Origin of the sequence: Bradyrhizobium sp. SEMIA, from assembly GCF_014844175.1 — a bacterium.
Lineage (GTDB): Bacteria > Pseudomonadota > Alphaproteobacteria > Rhizobiales > Xanthobacteraceae > Bradyrhizobium > Bradyrhizobium arachidis.
Genome location: NZ_CP046601.1, coordinates 4484997 through 4503407 on the forward strand (window position 1 = coordinate 4484997; position 18411 = coordinate 4503407).

The 18411-nt window shown below is 64.8% G+C and carries 20 protein-coding genes and 1 pseudogene; 14 read left to right on the forward strand and 7 right to left on the reverse strand.

The genetic code is table 11. The annotated features are described in order from the left end of the window. The first annotated feature begins 6 nt into the window (after nucleotides 1–6). The gene (gene infA / locus FOM02_RS21870) at nucleotides 7–297 is read left to right on the forward strand and encodes a translation initiation factor IF-1 (protein ID WP_008546913.1); all 291 of its coding nucleotides are present in this window, start codon (nucleotides 7–9) and stop codon (nucleotides 295–297) included. Between the two features lie 267 nt (nucleotides 298–564). Then, nucleotides 565–777 (forward strand): cold-shock protein, encoded by a 213-nt coding sequence (locus FOM02_RS21875; protein WP_027561198.1) that lies wholly within the window; start codon nucleotides 565–567, stop codon nucleotides 775–777. A gap of 115 nt (nucleotides 778–892) precedes the next feature. Here FOM02_RS21875 and FOM02_RS21880 read toward each other — a convergent pair whose 3' ends face one another. The 4 genes from FOM02_RS21880 to FOM02_RS21895 form a co-directional block, all read right to left on the reverse strand. Next, a complete protein-coding gene (locus FOM02_RS21880; RefSeq protein WP_027561199.1) occupies nucleotides 893–1507 on the reverse strand; it encodes a TadE/TadG family type IV pilus assembly protein in 615 nt (204 codons plus the stop codon). 23 nt (nucleotides 1508–1530) lie between these two features. Then, nucleotides 1531–2103, reverse strand: a complete 573-nt coding sequence (locus FOM02_RS21885; RefSeq protein WP_027561200.1) for a TadE/TadG family type IV pilus assembly protein — start codon at nucleotides 2101–2103, stop codon at nucleotides 1531–1533. A gap of 209 nt (nucleotides 2104–2312) precedes the next feature. Further along, nucleotides 2313–2822, reverse strand: coding sequence for a pilus assembly protein N-terminal domain-containing protein (locus FOM02_RS21890; RefSeq protein WP_027561201.1), 510 nt, complete (start codon nucleotides 2820–2822; stop codon nucleotides 2313–2315). A 167-nt stretch (nucleotides 2823–2989) separates the two neighbouring features. Next, complete coding sequence (locus FOM02_RS21895; protein WP_027561202.1) at nucleotides 2990–3817, reverse strand: sterol desaturase family protein; 828 nt, start codon at nucleotides 3815–3817, stop codon at nucleotides 2990–2992. Between the two features lie 271 nt (nucleotides 3818–4088). Here FOM02_RS21895 and FOM02_RS21900 point away from each other — a divergent pair, with 271 nt between their 5' ends. The 10 genes from FOM02_RS21900 to FOM02_RS21945 all read left to right on the forward strand — a co-directional run bounded on the left by FOM02_RS21900 (nucleotide 4089) and on the right by FOM02_RS21945 (nucleotide 13008). Then, complete coding sequence (locus FOM02_RS21900; RefSeq protein WP_008546920.1) at nucleotides 4089–4253, forward strand: Flp family type IVb pilin; 165 nt, start codon at nucleotides 4089–4091, stop codon at nucleotides 4251–4253. 71 nt (nucleotides 4254–4324) lie between these two features. Then, complete coding sequence (locus tag FOM02_RS21905) at nucleotides 4325–4471, forward strand: hypothetical protein (RefSeq protein WP_167336537.1); 147 nt, start codon at nucleotides 4325–4327, stop codon at nucleotides 4469–4471. Nucleotides 4472–4600: 129 nt separating this feature from the next. Next, complete coding sequence (locus tag FOM02_RS21910; RefSeq protein ID WP_027561203.1) at nucleotides 4601–5125, forward strand: A24 family peptidase; 525 nt, start codon at nucleotides 4601–4603, stop codon at nucleotides 5123–5125. A gap of 128 nt (nucleotides 5126–5253) precedes the next feature. Further along, nucleotides 5254–6054 carry a Flp pilus assembly protein CpaB gene (cpaB, locus tag FOM02_RS21915; protein ID WP_027561204.1) on the forward strand — a complete coding sequence of 267 codons (801 nt, stop codon included), beginning with the start codon at nucleotides 5254–5256 and terminating at the stop codon, nucleotides 6052–6054. 11 nt (nucleotides 6055–6065) lie between these two features. Beyond that, nucleotides 6066–7541, forward strand: a complete 1476-nt coding sequence (locus FOM02_RS21920) for a type II and III secretion system protein family protein (RefSeq protein WP_027561205.1) — start codon at nucleotides 6066–6068, stop codon at nucleotides 7539–7541. Between the two features lie 19 nt (nucleotides 7542–7560). Continuing rightward, nucleotides 7561–8295 carry a CpaD family pilus assembly protein gene (locus tag FOM02_RS21925; RefSeq protein WP_027561206.1) on the forward strand — a complete coding sequence of 245 codons (735 nt, stop codon included), beginning with the start codon at nucleotides 7561–7563 and terminating at the stop codon, nucleotides 8293–8295. After that, entirely contained in the window at nucleotides 8292–9557 is a 1266-nt protein-coding gene (locus tag FOM02_RS21930) for an AAA family ATPase (protein WP_027561207.1), read from the forward strand. The genes FOM02_RS21925 and FOM02_RS21930 overlap by 4 nt, the downstream gene beginning before the upstream one ends. Before the next feature lie 133 nt (nucleotides 9558–9690). Further along, on the forward strand, nucleotides 9691–11028 hold the full coding sequence (locus tag FOM02_RS21935) for a CpaF family protein (RefSeq protein ID WP_265442122.1): 1338 nt from the start codon (nucleotides 9691–9693) through the stop codon (nucleotides 11026–11028). A 15-nt stretch (nucleotides 11029–11043) separates the two neighbouring features. Then, nucleotides 11044–12021: a type II secretion system F family protein gene (locus FOM02_RS21940; protein WP_027561209.1), complete on the forward strand. Its 978-nt coding sequence runs from the start codon at nucleotides 11044–11046 to the stop codon at nucleotides 12019–12021. Between the two features lie 9 nt (nucleotides 12022–12030). Then, nucleotides 12031–13008: a type II secretion system F family protein gene (locus FOM02_RS21945; RefSeq protein ID WP_027561210.1), complete on the forward strand. Its 978-nt coding sequence runs from the start codon at nucleotides 12031–12033 to the stop codon at nucleotides 13006–13008. 56 nt (nucleotides 13009–13064) lie between these two features. Here FOM02_RS21945 and FOM02_RS21950 read toward each other — a convergent pair whose 3' ends face one another. From FOM02_RS21950 to FOM02_RS21960, 3 genes are all read right to left on the reverse strand, one after another. Continuing rightward, nucleotides 13065–13880 carry a tetratricopeptide repeat protein gene (locus FOM02_RS21950; RefSeq protein WP_027561211.1) on the reverse strand — a complete coding sequence of 272 codons (816 nt, stop codon included), beginning with the start codon at nucleotides 13878–13880 and terminating at the stop codon, nucleotides 13065–13067. Nucleotides 13881–13973: 93 nt separating this feature from the next. Then, the gene (locus FOM02_RS21955; protein ID WP_027561212.1) at nucleotides 13974–15488 is read right to left on the reverse strand and encodes a metallophosphoesterase family protein; all 1515 of its coding nucleotides are present in this window, start codon (nucleotides 15486–15488) and stop codon (nucleotides 13974–13976) included. Nucleotides 15489–15787: 299 nt separating this feature from the next. Further along, nucleotides 15788–15991 (reverse strand): hypothetical protein, encoded by a 204-nt coding sequence (locus tag FOM02_RS21960; protein WP_018454690.1) that lies wholly within the window; start codon nucleotides 15989–15991, stop codon nucleotides 15788–15790. Between the two features lie 204 nt (nucleotides 15992–16195). Here FOM02_RS21960 and FOM02_RS21965 point away from each other — a divergent pair. Then, nucleotides 16196–17571, forward strand: a pseudogene (locus FOM02_RS21965) (leucyl aminopeptidase family protein). Continuing rightward, nucleotides 17564–18406 carry a C40 family peptidase gene (locus FOM02_RS21970; RefSeq protein ID WP_027561214.1) on the forward strand — a complete coding sequence of 281 codons (843 nt, stop codon included), beginning with the start codon at nucleotides 17564–17566 and terminating at the stop codon, nucleotides 18404–18406. The pseudogene FOM02_RS21965 and the gene FOM02_RS21970 overlap by 8 nt, the downstream one beginning before the upstream one ends. Nucleotides 18407–18411 lie beyond the last annotated feature (5 nt).

An 18411-nucleotide genomic window follows, 5' to 3' on the forward strand; every position in this document is an offset into this window, starting at 1 on the left:
AACCACATGGCTAAGGAAGAGCTGATCCAGTTCGAAGGACTGGTCACCGAAATCCTCCCCGACGCGCGCTACCGCGTGCAGCTCGACGCCGGACACGAGATCGTCGCCTACACCGCCGGCAAGATGAAGAAGAACCGCATCAAGACGCTGGCGGGCGACCGCGTGACGGTGGAGATGTCGCCCTACGACCTCGAGAAGGGCCGGCTGATTTTCCGCCACAAGGACGAACGTCCCGCAACAGCCGGCGGACCGCCGCGAGGCGGGCCGCAGCGCGGCGGTCAGTTCCGCCGCCGCTGATCGACTCCGGCGCGCGAGCGCGGAATTAAAATTCTGACCTGTATGCTGATCTGCCGCGGACATCGCGGCGGATCAAAAAATCGTGCACGTCAGGATTGTTCTGAGGCCCTATTTCCAATAAAATGAATTAATCGATTTTCGGCCGGACGACATTAGCATCCACCGGTACAGCCGGTTCAGACACGCTGACGACCCTTCCAAAAATTCGATCTAACCTGCCTGCGCGAGCGGGCTTTTACATTGTGTATCTGAGAAGGGACTACCCCCATGAGCATGGGAACCGTGAAGTGGTTTAACGCGACCAAGGGCTATGGCTTCATTGCGCCCGACGACGGCGGCAACGACGTGTTCGTTCACATCAGCGCCGTCGAGCGCGCCGGCCTCGGCTCGCTGCGCGAAGGCCAGAAGGTCTCCTACGAGATCGTGGCCGACCGTCGTTCCGGCAAGCAGGCAGCCGACAACCTCCGCGCCGCCGGCTGAGTCACCGCTCACGGCCCGAAAGGCTCGAGCGAACAAGTCAGCAAATCGACAAGTCAAAAGAAAAGGCCGGGCGGAGTGCACGGCCTTTTTTCATGTTCGCGCCTGCTCGCAGATATCAGCACGACGACGGCACGCTGTTGTAGGGCACACAGGTGGTCTGCCGCGGCCGCGTGTAGGCAACATCGCCCAGCGGAAGGCTCGTCTTCAACACATAGCCTATCGTGGGTGAGTAAGTGTAATTCGCCTCGCCGAGGATGAGGTAGGTCGACGGAACCAGGAGCGCCGCGGGGATCATCGAGGTGACCTTATCGCCGGCCTTCCGGGCAGAGTTCGCCAGTGTCGCCTGCGTCGCTCCGCTCGCAATGGTGCCGGACTTACTCCACTGGACCGTGGCAATGCTGTCGGCATCGATGTAGATCTGCGAGATCGTGCCCTTCACGAGAGTGGCGTCGTAAGGCTGCACTATCGATATGCTTGCGGTGAACGCGTCCTGCATGTCGCTATCGGCGAGCTTGATCGACTGCGACGTCAAATCGGACAGGGTTCGTGCAATCAATGTGACCTTGCGATCGACGGCCACGGCCGACGAGAACTCGACGGTGCCGAAGAACATCACCAGCATGACCGGAACGATGACGGCGAACTCGGTCGCCGCGAGTGCACGCCTGTCGGCGACGAACTCGCGCACGGCGCTACGGGCATTCCTCCAGATATTCGCAATCGCCTGCATTGGTCAGCTCGGGTCCATCTGTCTCAGAACGGTTCATTCTTGAATGCGGCAGTCGCCACCAGCAACCGCTTGTTGCTGCACCCCATGTTGAAGCCGAGGCCGGTGACGATGAGCGGCCACTGATAGAACAGCCGCACCACGACGACCTGGCCGGAGCCTCCGGGACTGTACTGCACGCCGCTTGGGCTGAAGCTGCAGGAATCGCCATAATTGGTGAGGCTCAACGCTCCGAACGAGCCCGCGCTCACAACGTCGATGGACAGCTTGCTGCAATCAAACAGCGCTGGGATCTGGCTGCAGACGTAGGTCTTGAATGTCGCCTGCGAACAGGGCGTGCTCACGCCGGATACCGCGCAGGCCGTCACCGTACCGGATTGCGCCTGCCCAGTCAGCAACACGCGGGCGGAACTCTGCGTGACGGTTTCGAGCACCTGGCTTGCGAAGAACATGATGGCCACCTCGATGATGGCGAACAGCAGCGCGAAGAAGACCGGTGCGACCAATGCAAACTCGACGGCTGCGGAGCCGCGGCGGTTGCGGCGAAACCGGCGCAGCGCGGCAAGCAGCGTGAACCTCGTAGGCGCAGGCGATGGCATCGCGTCAAATTCCCCAGCAGCGGACGATCATCTGCCGCGTTCAATAGCGGAAACTGATTGTTTAAGTGTTTCAGGCGATCCGCACCCGCCGGACCGCACCGTTAACGGCGCGTTAACCACCAGCGGTTCGCAGAAACGAGGCTTGCCGCAAGCAACGTTGCGGGCAGGACCAGCGATCCTGCCCGGGCAAATCGTGCCAGTTCGTCTTGCTAGTTGGTCTTGGCGGGGCCGCCGCCACCGCCGCCGGCATTGCCGCTGGCAGTGCTGGCGAGCGAACCGGCCTGGCTCATGGTGTTGTTGAAATAGGCGTCGCTGTCGCCCAGCGTCACGCGGCGCTGACAAAGCGGCATGCAGCTGTAGGACTCGCGCTCGATCCCGCGATAGACGGTGACGAGGCGGTCGCTCGGGCCTTCGACCTGGATCTGGCGGTCGACCAGGATCTCGCCGCTGCGGTCGAGCGCGATGAAATTGGTGGCGCCATAACCCTTCCCGGTCACGACGATCATGCCGCCGGGCTGGAGTGTGACGTCCGCGATCAAGGGATTGCCGACCACGATGGTCGCCACCTTGCCCGGAAGCCGGACCAGCTTAGCCTGGTCGACATTGACCGCGATGGTATCGGCGGTCGGCTCGGCAAGGCCGGCAGAAGGCGATGCCAGCACCGCAGCCGCAACCAGAAGACAGACGCGCGCATGACGGCGCAGCAACTCTTTACGCATACTCTTACCCCCGGGACGTCACAGACCGGCAGAAGCGAACAGATAACAGCGGAGCCGGTGCCCGACACCGCTAACCTGCCTTTAATTCGTGAACGTTCCGCAAATTCGCCGACTATTGTTTGAACGGACGGGCATTTTGCGGCACTCGAAGGCGCCGGACCCCGCCTCTAGCGCCGGAACGGATAGGCGAGCTGGCCGGCGATCTCCTTCGGCATGGTCGCTTCGTCCTTGCCGTAGTCCTTCGGCAGCTCACCCTTCGGCATGCGGAAGGTCCCGAACAGCACGTCCCAGATCGGGAAGGTGCCGGCGAAATTGGTGTCGCCGCCTTCCTCGAGCGATGTGTGGTGCCAGCGGTGGAACACCGGCGTCGCCAGCACGTATCTGAACGGCCCGAAGGTCCAGTTCAGGTTGGCGTGCACGAAGGCCGAATGGAAGGTGGTGAACGGGCCGACCCAGATCATCACGTTCGGCGAGATGCCGGCCATCAGCAGCACGACGTCGACGCCGATCGTGCCGAGCACCAGGTTGACCGGATGAAAGCGGGCCGCCGAGATCCAGCTGATCTCCTCGGAGGAGTGATGGATGGCGTGGTATTTCCAGAACTCGCCACCATGAAACAGCCGGTGCAGCCAGTACAGCATGAAGTCCGCCAGCACCAGGAACAGGACGCCCTGGACCCAGAGCGGCAGTTGCGAGAGCGGGCCGTGGCCGTTGTCGTAGAAGGCGATCAGCTCGTCGGCGTCGTGGATGTTGAAGACGATGCCGGCGGTGACGATCAGCAGCCCGATCCGCATGGTGCGGGCGAACACCGGAACGAAGAACCAGTAGCAGATGTCGGTGACGATCTCCCGCTTGCGCCACCACGACGGACCGGGATTGCAGGCCCAGAAATGTTCGAGCACCGTGAAAACCACCGCGAGCGCGAAGGTGACGGGGATAACCTTCTCGATGGTCTCGCCGAGCATCAGGGCGACTTGCATGGGCAGGCTCGACATCGTCGCCTCTCTTCTGAACTCTGGTCCTGCCTAGGCCTACTCCGCGAAATTTAAGGGACGGTGAAGCCGATGCTGCGCTTGCGGCGGGTCCGGAACCGAGGCGAATTGCAGCTTGCGCCTTAAGGCGACATTCACTCTGGCCAAAAGCGCCGTGCAGGACGCGTGTTTACGCGATCGAATTAACTCTACCGAAAGAGCTCGGCTCTCATGTTCGGCGCGTCAACGACAGCGCCGAACGAGGCGAACACACACACCAGATGGAGTTACGTTCATGAAGAATCTGATTGCGCGTTTCGCGAAGGACGAATCCGGCGCCACCGCCATCGAATACGGCCTGATCGCCGCCGGTATCGCGCTGGCCATCATCACTGTCGTCAACAACCTCGGCAGCACGATGAACACCAAGTTCGGCTCGATCAGCTCCTCGCTGAAGTAAGCCCCGCGACACGACGGCAAAAGCCCCGGACCTCCGGGGCCTTTGTTTTTTTGCGAAGACGGCGAGTTCCAGTGGCGTTGCGCAAGTACACAACCGATGCCGCGGTCGCGGCAAACGAAGCGGAGGCGGCACAGACCGGCTCGCCGGCCTATTGGGTCTGCCTTGCGCTGCTGCTTGCGACGGTCGCGCTCGCCGCGCGCATTGCCAGCTTCTGGTGAACGCGCTTTCGGCGGGCTTATGCCCTCAGGGCCGCCGCCGTTGTCGGTTTGTTTAGCACTGCCGGCTAGCATCGCGCGACGCCCGATCCCGCGACGAACCCAGGCTCAAGAACAGGCCTCAAGACGCCCATGATCCTCGACCTTGCGCGCCTTCTGCTCTTTCCGGCCCTGATGGCCTTCGCCGCCGCGAGCGATCTCTTCACGATGACGATCTCGAACCGCGTGTCGCTGGCGCTGGTGGCGGGGTTCTTCGTGCTCGCTTTCGCAGGTGGCATGGCACCTTACGAGATGCTCAGCCATGTCGGCGCCGGCGCGCTGCTGCTGGCCGTGGCCTTCACCTGCTTTGCGATGGGCTGGATGGGCGGCGGCGACGCCAAGGTCGCAGCTTCCGTCGCGCTGTGGTTCGGCTTCGCGCCGCTGATGGACTTCCTGCTCTACGCCTCGCTGTTCGGCGGCGCGCTGACGCTGCTTCTGCTCCAGTTCCGGCAATGGCCGCTGCCCTTTGGCCTCGCCGGCCAGGCCTGGCTTGCGCGGCTGCACGACAAGGAAACCGGCATTCCGTACGGCATTGCGCTCACGCTTGGCGCGCTGATGGTCTATCCGGAGACCGAGTGGGTGAAGGCGATCGACCTTACTCACTTCGCACTGCGCTGAACACGCCGGGTAAACCAGGCGTTAAGGCGATTTAGATACGCCTCATTAACCATGCTTTGACGAATAGCTGGTCAACTGCCGATTACGGCGGCGGCAGCGTCGCGGCGTTTTGTTGGAAAGTGAAGCGTATGAATAGGGCACGCATTGTCGTCCTGACGGTTGCCATCTGCGCCGGCGGCGTCGCCGCGTATCTGGCGAGCGGCTCGGACAATTCTGCGCCGACCCAAGTGGCGCAAGCTCCGCAGCTTCCGACTGTCGACGTCCTAGTCGCCAAGAACGACATCGGCCTCGGTCAGACCGTGAAGCCGGACGATGTGCAATGGCAGACCTGGCCGGCCGCGACTGCCAGCTCCACTTTCATTCGCCGCAACGAGCGTCCCGAGGGCGCCACCCAGGTGACCGGCTCGATCGCGCGCGCGCCTTTCATCCAGGGTGAACCGATCCGCGACCAGAAGCTGGTCAAGGCCGAGGGCTCCGGCTTCATGGCGGCCATCCTGCCCAGCGGCATGCGGGCGATCTCGACCGAGATCTCGCCGGAGACCGGCGCGGGCGGCTTCATCCTGCCCAACGATCGCGTCGACGTGCTTCTGACCCGCCGCCTGAAGAACCCCGACCAGAGCAGCGGCGCGCCCGATATCGTCACCTCCGAGATCATCCTGTCCAACGTCCGCGTCCTGGCCATCGACCAGGCTCCGAAGGAGAAGGACGGCCAGAACACGGTGGTCGGCAAGACCGTCACGCTCGAGCTCAATCCGGCACAGACCCAGGCGCTGTCCTCGGCCCGTCAGGCCGGAACGCTGTCGCTGGCGCTGCGCAGCATCGCCGACGTCAAGATGAGCGAGATCACGCTCGACGATTCCTTGCAGAAGCGCGATGGCGTTTCGATCATTCGCTACGGTATCCCGAGCTCGACCGCGAAGGCACGATGAGGACTGTCGATATGAAATGCAGGGCAGATTTGGCGACGATGCGAACCTCACTGGTCCGCGCCCTGTCGTTCTCGGCCGCTCTTGCGCTGACGCTGAACCCGGTGCTCACCCCCGTGGTCGCCGCCGACTATCGCCCCGTGACGCCGGTCGCGGCCGACGGCCAGATGAACGCGCGCTTCCTCTCGCTCGGCGTCGGCAAGTCCATCGTGATCGACCTGCCGCGCGACATCAAGGACGTGCTGGTCGCCGACCCCAAGATCGCCAATGCGGTGGTCCGCTCGGCGCAGCGCGCCTACATCATCGGCGCCTCGGTCGGCCAGACCAACATCGTGTTCTTCGATTCCGCCGGCCAGCAGATCGCGGCCTATGACATCGCGGTCAAGCGCGATCTCAATGGCGTGCGCGCCGCGCTGAAGCAGGTCCTGCCGAACGCCGACATCCAGATCGACGGGCTCGGCGACGGTGTCGTGCTGAGCGGCTCGGCGGCGAATCCGCTCGAAGCGCAGCAGGCCAACGATCTCGCCGCGCGGCTCGCCGGCGGCGCCGACAAGGTGGTGAACTCGATCGTGATCCGCGGCCGCGACCAGGTCATGCTGAAGGTGACGGTGGCCGAGGTCCAGCGCAGCATCGTCAAGCAGCTCGGCATCGACCTGACTGCGAACCTGAACTACGGCACCTCGGTGGTGAGCTTCACCAACACCAATCCGTTCACGGCGCTCGGTCACAACCTCGTCGACGGCAACAATCTGACCGCGAAATTCGGCGGGGCCCCGTCGGTGCAGGCCACCCTTCGCGCGATGGAAACCGCGGGCGTGATCCGCACGCTGGCCGAGCCGAACCTCACCGCGATCTCCGGCGAGTCCGCGACCTTCATCGCCGGTGGCGAATTCCCGGTGCCGGCAGGCTATGCGTGCGATCCCACCACGCATGTCTGTACCACCCAGATCAGCTTCAAGAAGTTCGGCATCTCGCTCAACTTCACCCCGGTCGTTCTGAGCGAGGGCAAGATCAGCCTGCGGGTGATGACCGAGGTCTCGGAGCTTTCGAACGAAAATGCGATCACGCTGTCCCAGGCGGTGACCTCGACCTCCGTGAACTCGCTGACGGTGCCTTCGATCAGGACCCGCCGCGCCGAGACCTCGCTGGAAATTCCCTCCGGCGGCGCGATGGCGATGGCCGGCCTGATCCAGCAGCAAACCAGGCAGGCGGTCAGCGGATTGCCGGGCCTGATGCAGCTCCCGATCCTCGGCACGCTATTCCGCAGCCGCGACTTCGTCAACAACGCGACCGAGCTGGTCGTGATCGTAACGCCCTACGTTGTTCGCGCAACGGCACCAAAGGACCTGTCGCGGCCGGATGACGGCTTCGCAGCGCCCGCCGATCCGCAGGCTGAGCTGATCGGCAACATCAACCGCATCTACGGCGTGCCCGGCCGGACCGAACCGGCCAAGAACTACCGCGGCACCTACGGCTTCATTACCGACTGAGCGGAACGGGGACTTCACGATGATGACTAGACCACCCCAGCTTCGCAAACGCGCCATCCGCCTCGGTGGCGCGCTCGTCGGCATGGCGCTCGCGCTCGGCGGCTGCCAGCACGACGAGGTCACGACCGCCTCGATTCCCGACGACTACAGGCAGCGCCATCCGATCGCGATCGAGGAGCAGAACCGCTCGATCGTCGTCTTCGTCGGCCATGCCCGCGGCGGATTGACCGCCGCCCAGCGCGCCGACGTGATGGGCGTCGCGTCGGCCTGGCTGCATGAAGGCACCGGTGCGATCCGCATCGACGTGCCGTCCGGCACGCCCAATGCGCGCCCGGTCGCGGAGACGATGCGTGAGATCCAGGCCATGCTGGCGGGAGCCGGCATCCCCCCGCGCGGCATCAACGTTCGTCCCTACCAGCCGGACGACAGGCGCTTCCTGCCGCCGATCCGGCTCACTTATTCCAGGATCGCCGCGGTCGCGGGTCCCTGCGGCCTGTGGCCGGAGGACATCGGACCGTCGATGAAGAACAAGAGCTGGTTCGAGAACAAGGACTATTACAACTACGGCTGCGCCTATCAGCGCAATCTGGCGGCGATGGTCGACAATCCGTCGGATCTCGAGCAGCCGCGGCCTGAAACTCCGCCCTACACGGCGCGTCGCATCACGGCCTTCGAGAAATATCGCAAGGGAACGACGACGGCGACAACCTATCCCGAATCCGACAGGGCCAAACTCAGCGACACCGGCAAATGATCAGCTACGCTCGCCAGACCCAAGAAGAGCAGCCGGAGGCCCCGCCGCCGGTCGAGGAGCATATTGCGCCTGCGCCGCGTGTTTCGGTCCAGGCCTTCTGCGAGACCGTGGAGACCGCTGCCGCGGTGCAGTCGGCCGGCGAGGATCGCCGTCTCGGCAAGGCCCATCTGAAGATCCAGATGGGCGGCATGGCGGCCGCGATCGAGGCCTACCGCTCGGCACCGACGCCGAACGTGATCGTGCTCGAGAGCGACGGCCGCAACGACCTCCTGGGCGGGCTCGACCAGCTCGCCACCGTCTGCGACGCCGGCACCCGCGTGGTCGTGATCGGCCGCATCAACGACGTCATGCTCTATCGCGAGCTGGTGCGCCGCGGCGTCAGCGATTACGTGCTCGCGCCGGTCGGCCCGATCGACGTCGTCCGCTCGATCTGCAACCTGTTCTCGGCGCCGGAAGCCAAGGCGGTCGGCCGCATCATCGCCGTGGTCGGCGCCAAGGGCGGCGTCGGAGCCTCCACCATCTCCCACAACGTCGCCTGGGCGATCGCGCGCGACCTCGCGATGGACGCGGTGGTCGCCGATCTCGACCTCGCCTTCGGCACCGCCGGGCTCGACTACAACCAGGACCCGCCGCAGGGCATTGCCGACGCCGTGTTCTCGCCTGATCGCGTCGACACCGCCTTCATCGACCGCCTGCTGTCGAAATGCACCGACCATCTCAGCCTGCTGGCTGCGCCGGCGACGCTCGACCGGGTCTATGATTTCGGCACCGACGCCTTCGATGCCGTGTTCGACACGCTGCGCTCCACCATGCCCTGCATCGTGCTCGACATCCCCCACCAATGGTCGGGCTGGACCAAGCGCGCCTTGATCGGGGCCGACGACATCCTGATCGTCGCGGCGCCCGACCTCGCCAACTTGCGCAACACCAAGAACCTGTTCGACCTGCTGAAGGCCTCGCGCCCCAACGACCGGCCGCCGCTGTACTGCCTGAACCAGGTCGGCGTCCCCAAACGGCCCGAAATCGCCGCGGCGGAGTTCGCCAAGGCGATCGAGAGCCAGCCGGTGGTCTCGATCCCGTTCGAGCCTCAGATCTTCGGCTCGGCGGCCAACAACGGCCAGATGATCGCGGAGATCTCCGCCAACCACAAGTCGATCGAGATGTTCCTTCAGATCGCCCAGCGCCTGACCGGCCGCAGCGAGACGAAGAAACAAAAGTCGTCCCTGCTTTCACCGCTGATTGAGAAGTTGCGGGGAAAATAGGCCGCCGCATGGAGTCGTTAAGTGTTCGGTAAGCGTAGCGGAACAGACACCGACCTTCGGGCCCCCAAGCCCGGCGCCGTGTCGCCAGAGCCGACCCCGGCTCCGGCGCCGACGGTGTCGCGCGTCGTCATCGGTGTACGGCCGCCAGGTTGTTAAGCTCTTCTGTCAAAGTCGCCTTGGCCGCTCGGACAATTATTACGAGGTCAAGGCCACCATCTTCGGCGCGCTGATCGAGGCCATCGACCTGGCCCAGCTCGCCAAGCTCGATTCCGAATCCGCGCGCGAAGAAATCCGCGACATCGTCAACGAGATCATCGCGATCAAGAACATCGTGATGTCGATCGCCGAGCAGGAAGAGCTGCTCGACGACATCTGCAACGACGTGCTCGGCTACGGCCCGCTCGAGCCCCTGCTGTCGCGCGACGACATCGCCGACATCATGGTGAACGGCGCCAACACCGTCTACATCGAGGTCGGCGGCAAGATCCAGCGCACCGGCATCCGCTTCCGCGACAACCAGCAGCTGCTCAACATCTGCCAGCGCATCGTCAGCCAGGTCGGCCGGCGCGTCGACGAATCCTCGCCGATCTGCGACGCGCGTCTCGCCGACGGCTCCCGCGTCAACGCCATCGTGCCGCCGCTGTCGATCGACGGGCCCGCACTCACCATCCGCAAGTTCAAGAAAGACAAGCTGACGCTGGATCAGCTCGTCAAGTTCGGCGCGATCTCGCCGGAGGGCGCCGAGATCCTCCAGATCATCGGCCGCGTCCGCTGCAACGTGCTGATCTCTGGCGGTACCGGCTCGGGCAAGACCACGCTGCTCAACTGCCTCACCAACTACATCGAGCACGACGAGCGCGTCATCACCTGCGAGGACGCCGCCGAGCTCCAGCTCCAGCAGCCCCATGTGGTGCGGCTGGAAACCCGCCCGCCCAACATTGAGGGCGAGGGCCAGGTCACCATGCGCGAACTGGTGCGCAACTGCCTGCGTATGCGCCCCGAACGCATCATCGTCGGCGAGGTCCGCGGACCCGAGGCGTTCGACCTGCTCCAGGCCATGAACACCGGCCACGATGGCTCGATGGGCACGCTGCACGCCAACAACCCGCGCGAGGCGCTGTCGCGCTGCGAATCCATGATCACGATGGGCGGCTTCTCCCTCCCCTCGCGAACCATTCGCGAGATGATCTGCGCCTCGATCGACGTTATCATCCAGGCCGCGCGTCTTCGCGACGGCTCGCGCCGCATCACCCACATCACCGAGGTGATGGGCATGGAAGGCGACACCATCATCACCCAGGACATCTTCCTCTACGACATGGTCGGCGAGGACGCCAACGGCAAGATCATCGGCCGGCACCGCTCGACCGGCATCGGCCGCCCGAAGTTCTGGGAGCGAGCCCGCTACTATGGCGACGAGAAGCGCCTTGCCGCCGCGCTTGACGCTGCGGAAGTGGCGCCGAAGACGTAAGCAGGTCAGCGCGCCATGAACATGCAGGTCCTCGCCCTCGCCTTCCTCGCCACCGCCGCCGTCGGTGGCATCGCCTGGGTCTTCCTTTATCCGCTGCTGTCGGGGGAACGAAAGGCCGAAAGCCGCCGTGCCTCGATCGCGCGCGCCGAGGCGCCGACCGCGCGCCAGGCCGAGAAAACGCAACGCTCGCGCCGCGAGCAGGTGGAGTCCACGCTCAAGGATCTCGAGGCCCGGCGCCTCCAGGAGAAGAGCGCCTCGCTCAGCGTCCGCCTGTCGCAGGCGGGGCTAGACTGGACACCGCAGAAATTCTGGATCGTCTCCGGCATCGTGGCGGCCGTGTGCTTCGCCGCCGTTATGTTCGGCGGCGGCGGTCTGCTCGGCGCCAGCGGCCTCGCCTTTGCCGCCGGCCTCGGCCTGCCACGCTGGGCGCTTGGCTTCCTGAAGAAGCGCCGCGAAACCAAGTTTCTGCAGGCGCTGCCCGATGCGGTCGACGTCATCGTACGCGGCATCAAGGCGGGCCTGCCGCTGTTCGAATCGATCAAGGTCGTCGCCGCCGACTCGCCGGAGCCGCTGCGCAGCGAGTTCCTCGCCATCATCGAGACGCAGGCGATCGGCATGCCGCTTGGCGAGGCCTGCTCGCGGCTCTACGAGCGCATGCCGCTGCCGGAAGCCAATTTCTTCGGCATCGTGGTATCGATCCAGCAGAAGTCGGGCGGCAACCTCTCCGAAGCGCTCGGCAACCTCTCCAAGGTGCTGCGCGACCGCAAGAAGATGAAGGAGAAGATTCAGGCGATGTCGATGGAAGCCAAGGCCTCCGCCGGCATCATCGGCTCGCTGCCGCCGATCGTGATGTTCCTCGTCTATCTCACGACGCCGCAATACATCTCCCTGCTTTGGACCCATCCGACCGGCCAGTTCATGCTGGTCTGCTGCGTCATCTGGATGTCGATCGGCATCATGGTGATGAAGAAGATGATCAATTTCGACTTCTGACGGTGCCCCATGGTCGACTTCCTCATTACGAAACTGCATGACGCGCACTTCATGACCATGCTGCTGGCGGCCATCGCCGCCAGCGCCACTGTCTATACGCTGGTGATGCCGCTGTTCGCCGGAGAGGGCCTCTCCAAGCGCATGAAGGCGGTGGCGAGCGAGCGCGAACGCATCCGGCAGCGCGAGCGCGACCGCCTCAACAAGAACGAAAAGGTCTCGCTGCGCCAGACCCCGAAGCAGATCGTCTCCAAGGTCGTCGAGGACTTCAACCTCACCAAATGGCTCGCGCAGGAAGCCGCGCGCGACAAGCTCATCATGGCGGGCTATCGCGGCCAGGCCCCCTACATCACCTTCCTGTTCGCGCGCATGGTCGCCCCGATCGTGCTGTTCGTCGGCTCGGTGATCTATGTCTTCGTGATCGCGCACATGGAGCAGGCGATGCCGATCAAGATCGGCATCTGCATCGGCGCGGCCTATCTCGGCCTCCAGGCCCCGATGCTGTTTCTCAGGAATGCGATCTCCAAGCGCCAGCTCTCGATCAAGCGCGCCTTTCCCGACGCCCTCGACCTGCTGCTGATCTGCATCGAAGCCGGCATGTCGGTCGAAATGGCGTTCCGCAAGGTCGCCACCGAGATCGTCGGCCAGTCGATCGCGTTGTCGGAGGAGTTCACGCTGACCACGGCCGAGCTGTCCTATTTGCAGGATCGCAAGGCCGCCTATGAGAACCTGGCGCGGCGCACCGGGCTCGAGGGCGTCAAGTCGGTCTGTCTCGCGCTTCAGCAGGCGGAGCGCTACGGCACCCCGCTCGGCCATTCCCTGCGCGTCATGGCGCAGGAAAACCGCGACATGCGCATGAACGAGGCCGAGAAGAAGGCCGCCGCGCTCCCGCCGAAACTGACGGTGCCGATGATCCTGTTCTTCCTGCCGGTGTTGTTCGTGGTCATTCTCGGACCGACCGGCATCAAGATCTCCGAGCTGCACTACTAAATATGTGGGCCGCGCGCGGCCCGCATATCGGCTTCAAATCGCAAAATCGGGTTTGATCAGTCGGCCTGGCTGAGCGAAGCGACCGGCGTGCGCTTCGGTGCGCCGCGCGGCGTATCGCTACGGCTCAGCATGTCCTTCAGATAAGCGACGTTGGCCGCGGCCTGATCCGGCGGTAGGTCCGCCTTCACGATGGTCTCGGCCTCAGTGAAACGGCCTTGAAGACCGACGACAAGGCCGAGGTTCTGCCGCACGCGGCTGCTGGCGCGCGGCGAGGCATAGGCCTGCCGCAGCGCCTCCTCGGCCTTGGGCAAATCCTTCGATAGCATGTAGGACAGGCCGAGATTGGAGAGCACGCCGGGATCGCCCGGCGCGATCTTCAACGCGCTCGCGTAGTAGGAGCGCGCCTCCTCGTGACGGCCCATCTGATCGAGCGCGGTGCCCTGCACCGAGAGCAGGCGCCAGTCCGGATTGTCGGGCGAGTGCGCCTTCGACAGCACGTCGAAGGCCTGCTGGAAATTACCGTTGTCGGCGAGCGCGCGGCCGTACTGGGCGAGCAGCGCCTTGTTGCCGGGATTGGCGATGGTCGCCTGCTCCAGCACGGCAGCGGCCTGGGCGCGCTGGCCGTTGGCGCGCAAGGCCTGACCATAGGCGAGCGCCGCGTCGGGATCCTTGGGATTGGCGCGGTAGCGCTCGCCATAGACCTCGACGGCACGTACGGGATCTGCGGACGGCGCGGCTTCCGCCTTCGACCCGATCGAGCCGGTGACGTCGGAGAGCTTTGACATTGCCGTGCAGCCGCCGAGGCCGGTCGCCACCATCGCGATGAGCGAGGCAGACACGAGAAGCCGGGCAGGACTGAACCGTTGACGCATGACGCTTTGACTCTCGAGCCGATTGATCGAGCCGAACGCGTCAGCAATAGACTGTTAACCCTAACGGCCGGTTAACGTCAGCCTCCCTGCCCCTCATGGCGGCGTTCGCGGTGGCGCCTCGCCACCGAGATCCAGATCGAGGCCAAGATCCAGACCAAGCCGCTTCACTTGTTCGTTCAGGTCCCGCAGGGATTGAACCCTCTGCCGTGCCTCCGCCGCGACATCGATGTCCGTGCCCGGCATCCCCGGCAATTCGCGCTGAAGATCGTCGCGATGGACCAGACGCCTGGCGCGGAGCTCATCGAGCTGATCGTCGTCGATGCCGAGCACGGCGGCGGATTGCGCGATCAGCGGTCGCAGCAGCAGCGTCACCGCTGCCAGCGCATCGACCTCATGCTTACGCCCCGACCTCGCGAATTTGCTCGCGAGGTCGGCCCATGCATGGGAGGTGACGAGATAGACATAGAGCGCGCTCGCCCACGACGCCTCGCCATCGGCGTAGAAGGCGCGGCGCATCAACAGCCGGCGGACCAGTGCTGCGACCTGGTCCCGCGTCAGCGTCCTGCATGCGCCGATCTCGATCATCGCCTGGACGGCAGGGTCGCGCGAAAAATCCCGCCCTGCCGGCAACCTGATGATGCCATCAGGCAGGTTGGAGTCGAGCGTCCCGAACGCGCCGTCGTTGCGCGGCCGCGAATAGCGGGCGATCGCGAAGCGATACGCCGTCTGGCCCGCATCGGACGACGGGCCGAAATGGACGATGTTGAAGCCGGCATCGTCGCCCGCCTGGCCGGTCGAAGACGGACAGGAGAGCACGTAGATCGTGCGCCAGAGCGCCTCGCCGCTGTCGCTCCGCGTGGCGCGCGGATCGAGGATTGAATACCGCGTCAGTCCCTCGACATGGCGGTGGCCATGCAGAACCAGATTGACGTTGAGCGAGGTCGCAGCTTCAAGGAAGGTCGCGGGCGCAGCCAGATACATCAGCGGCTCGTCGGGTGCCCCGAGAAACCGCTTTCCTTCGCCGGTCGCCTGCGGCAGCGGATGGTGATGCAGCGCCAGCACGCGCACCAGGTTCTCCGCCAGCTCGGCATAATCGGCGCGTCCCCCAGAGCCCATGCTGCCGGCGAGCTCGACGCTCAGCCGGGCTGAATCGGCGACCAGCGCGTGGTAGGCGTTCTCGTCGATATTGCCGCTCGCCAGCTTCGAGAGGCTGGCGCGGTTGGAATCCAGCAGCACCAGATCGAGTCCAGCCTGGCGGTAGTAGACGCTCTTCGATGTCCGCGGCAGATGCAGGTAGTCGTAGACGTCGTGACGACCCGCACGCTGGCTCGGGCGCTTGACGTCGTGATTGCCGGCAACGGCCTGGATGTCCGTGAACAGCCCGGTCTGGCGGAACGAGGCGATGACGGCGAGCGCTTCATCGAGCGCACGCGGCGTCGGATCCTCGACGAGATCGCCCGTGATCAGCAGGATGCGGTCGGGAACGTCAGCGACATCGGCCATCGCTTCGCGAATTGCGGCACTGAGCGTCTCGATCGTCGCCAACAGCCGGCCGGACCCGTCCAGATGCAGGTCGGAGATGTGCGCAATAACGAATGATCTATCCATTTTGCGCCGCTCATTCGCGAATGCTGCGCCGCCTAAATGATCGGAAGAATGCCTTGGACGAAGAGCTCAGGACGAACAGATCAGACCGGGATCGGGCCCGGCAGGGGTGACCCGGGCAGATAACGCGTGCCGCTACGCGCTTACTCTCGATACGTGCAGAAACGTGCGGCACAATCTAAAATACTCGTCAATAATGCCACAACCGCGGCGCTAGTAAAGCCCTGCGGCTGTGCCGTCGTGAACGGCAGTTCTCAACACGAGATACGAGAGCTGCCCGACGAACGTTTCGTCGGTCCCGATCAATATTCGATGGCCAGGCGCTTGCGGATTTCGTCGATGCGCTTGTCGAGCGCATCGAACCGCGCGTGGACGGAGCGGTCGTGGAGATAGAAGACGTAACCGCCGGCAAGGAAAGCGAAGATCCAGTGATGATGCTCGACATAACCAAAGATCGCTTCGACGGCCTGGCCGATGAATGTGACCACGCTCCACACAAATTCCATCGCACGTCCTCCCGGCAGGCTTCGTCGTCGGCCGCTGGCGATCCCGGCAGAGCTGGCGGCCGCTCTCCGGAACCTAGCATGGCCCCCTCGCGGCGAGTAGCGGCTCGCTGAACGGTGACAGCAAAGCCGATTGCGGCCACGGCAAAACTCTGCGAAGTCTCGTGCCTTCGCATGACCTGTCGATCTGACGATCCGGACCCGCCAATGCCTTCTGTCTTCGAGACATCGTCCACCGCCATCCCGATCACCTTCGTCACCAAGTCGAGCTGGGATGCGGTGCGCGAAAGCTTGCCGCCGGCACAACGCCAGTTCGCCACTGCCAACGCTTATGCCGCCAAGCCCGGCGGTTATCTGGCGCTGCCGACGCCCGACGGCGCAATTCGCGGAGGTGCCTGTTCGGCCTCGATGACGACGGCGCAAGATCGCGCGACCTGTTCCGGCCGGGCGCCCTGCCCGGCCTGCTGCCGCCGGGCACCTATCGCTTCGCCAATGCACCGCACGACGCACGGCTGGCGGCGCTCGCTTTCGCGCTGGGATGCTACCGCTTCGCGCGCTACCGCAAGGCCGATCGCCCCGACGTCCGGCTGGTGCCGCCCGATGGTGTCGATGCCGCCGAGATCACCCGCATCGCGGATGCCGCGATGCTGGCGCGCGACCTCATCAACACGCCGTCCAACGACATGGGGCCCGCGGAGCTCGCTGCGACCGCGCAAGACCTCGCCGCTGAGTTCGGTGCAAGCTTTGCCTGCACCCTCGGCGAGGATCTGGAGAAGGGTTTTCCGCTGATCCACGCCGTCGGCATGGCCTCCAGCCGCGCGCCGCGGCTGATCGACATCGGCTGGGGCGATCCCTCGCATCCGAAAGTGACGCTGGTCGGTAAGGGCGTCTGCTTCGATACCGGCGGGCTCGATCTCAAGCCGTCGAGCGGCATGCTGATCATGAAGAAGGACATGGGCGGCGCCGCCAACGTGCTGGCGCTGGCGCGCATGGTGATGGATGCCAAGCTGAAGGTGCGGCTGCGCGTGCTGATCCCGGCGGTGGAGAACGCGGTCGCCGGCAATGCCTTCCGCCCGCTCGACATCTTCACCTCGCGCAAGGGTATCACGGTCGAGATCGGCAACACCGACGCGGAAGGCCGGCTCGTGCTCGCCGACGCGCTGGCGCTGGCCGACGAGGAGAAGCCGGACCTGCTGATCGACCTGGGCACGCTGACCGGCGCGGCGCGCGTCGCGCTGGGACCGGATTTACCGCCCTTTTACACCAATGATGAGACGCTCGCCGCCGACGTCGCGCGTTGCGCGGTGAAGGAGAACGATCCGTTGTGGCGGATGCCGCTGTGGCCGCCTTACGATGCGTGGCTGGATTCGAAGACCGCCACCATCACCAACGCCCCATCCGGCGGCTTTGCCGGTTCGATCACCTGCGCGCTGTTCCTGCAACGCTTCGTCGAGCACGCCAAGAGCTGGCTGCATGTCGATATCTACGGCTGGACCCCGTCGGCAAAGCCCGCGCGCCCCGAGGGCGGCGAATGCCAGGCCGCGCGCGCCATCTACAAAGTGCTGAGCGAGCGCTATGCATGATCCGCGATTGACGCCGGCGCGGGGCGACCTCGCCGCGAAATATCTCGAAGGCAAGGTCGAGGCGAAGCGCTTCGTCGCCGGCGAGGAATTCGAGGTGGTCGATCCGATAGCGCCGGTGCGCGAGCAACCGTCATCCGGCGCAATGCTGATGACCGAAGCGCTGCGCGGCGAGCGGGTCACGGTCTACGATCGCAACGGCGAAGGCTGGGCCTGGGGCCAGCTCAATGGCGATGGCTATGTCGGCTGGCTGCCCGATGCGGCGCTGGGCAAGCCATCGGCCGCCCCGACCCATGTGGTCAACGCGCTGCGAACGCTGGCTTTCCCCGGCCCCTCCATCAAGCTGCCGCCATCAGCCACGCTCGTGCTGGGATCGAAGCTCGCAATTGCGCGCGAGGATGGCAGCTTTGCCGTGGCGCATGACGGGACCTTCTTGCCGAAGGCGCATCTCGTCCCGCTCGATCATCGCGAGCCAGATTTCGTCGCAGTCGCGGAACGCTTCGTCGGCACGCCCTATCTCTGGGGCGGCAAGAGCAGTCTTGGCATCGATTGCTCGGGCCTCGTCCAGGTCTCGCTGACATCTGCCGGCATCGGCTGCCCGCGCGACAGCGACATGCAGCAGGCAAGCCTCGGCCGCGCGCTCGAGCCGCACGAGCGGAGCAGCCTGCTGCGCGGTGACCTGATCTTCTGGAAGGGGCATGTCGCGATCGTGCGCGACGGCACTACCATGGTCCACGCCAACGCGTATCACATGGCGACAGTGATCGAGCCGATCGCGCCGGCGCTCGCGCGGATCAGGCAAGCCGGCAGCGACGTCGTCGCGATCAAGCGGCTGTAGGGCCT

Excerpts from the sequence above, each read along its gene's own strand:
- FOM02_RS21890 (WP_027561201.1), bottom strand. The coding sequence starts at position 2,822 with ATGCGTAAAGAGTTGCTGCGCCGTCATGCGCGCGTCTGTCTTCTGGTT.
- FOM02_RS21910 (WP_027561203.1), top strand. The coding sequence starts at position 4,601 with ATGATCCTCGACCTTGCGCGCCTTCTGCTCTTTCCGGCCCTGATGGCC.
- FOM02_RS21900 (WP_008546920.1), top strand. The coding sequence starts at position 4,089 with ATGAAGAATCTGATTGCGCGTTTCGCGAAGGACGAATCCGGCGCCACC.
- cpaB (WP_027561204.1), top strand. The coding sequence starts at position 5,254 with ATGAATAGGGCACGCATTGTCGTCCTGACGGTTGCCATCTGCGCCGGC.
- FOM02_RS21945 (WP_027561210.1), top strand. The coding sequence starts at position 12,031 with ATGGTCGACTTCCTCATTACGAAACTGCATGACGCGCACTTCATGACC.
- FOM02_RS21895 (WP_027561202.1), bottom strand. The coding sequence starts at position 3,817 with ATGTCGAGCCTGCCCATGCAAGTCGCCCTGATGCTCGGCGAGACCATC.
- FOM02_RS21880 (WP_027561199.1), bottom strand. The coding sequence starts at position 1,507 with ATGCAGGCGATTGCGAATATCTGGAGGAATGCCCGTAGCGCCGTGCGC.
- FOM02_RS21970 (WP_027561214.1), top strand. The coding sequence starts at position 17,564 with ATGCATGATCCGCGATTGACGCCGGCGCGGGGCGACCTCGCCGCGAAA.
- FOM02_RS21930 (WP_027561207.1), top strand. The coding sequence starts at position 8,292 with ATGATCAGCTACGCTCGCCAGACCCAAGAAGAGCAGCCGGAGGCCCCG.
- FOM02_RS21925 (WP_027561206.1), top strand. The coding sequence starts at position 7,561 with ATGATGACTAGACCACCCCAGCTTCGCAAACGCGCCATCCGCCTCGGT.
- FOM02_RS21960 (WP_018454690.1), bottom strand. The coding sequence starts at position 15,991 with ATGGAATTTGTGTGGAGCGTGGTCACATTCATCGGCCAGGCCGTCGAA.
- FOM02_RS21875 (WP_027561198.1), top strand. The coding sequence starts at position 565 with ATGAGCATGGGAACCGTGAAGTGGTTTAACGCGACCAAGGGCTATGGC.
- FOM02_RS21920 (WP_027561205.1), top strand. The coding sequence starts at position 6,066 with ATGAAATGCAGGGCAGATTTGGCGACGATGCGAACCTCACTGGTCCGC.
- FOM02_RS21885 (WP_027561200.1), bottom strand. The coding sequence starts at position 2,103 with ATGCCATCGCCTGCGCCTACGAGGTTCACGCTGCTTGCCGCGCTGCGC.
- FOM02_RS21955 (WP_027561212.1), bottom strand. The coding sequence starts at position 15,488 with ATGGATAGATCATTCGTTATTGCGCACATCTCCGACCTGCATCTGGAC.
- infA (WP_008546913.1), top strand. The coding sequence starts at position 7 with ATGGCTAAGGAAGAGCTGATCCAGTTCGAAGGACTGGTCACCGAAATC.
- FOM02_RS21940 (WP_027561209.1), top strand. The coding sequence starts at position 11,044 with ATGAACATGCAGGTCCTCGCCCTCGCCTTCCTCGCCACCGCCGCCGTC.
- FOM02_RS21950 (WP_027561211.1), bottom strand. The coding sequence starts at position 13,880 with ATGCGTCAACGGTTCAGTCCTGCCCGGCTTCTCGTGTCTGCCTCGCTC.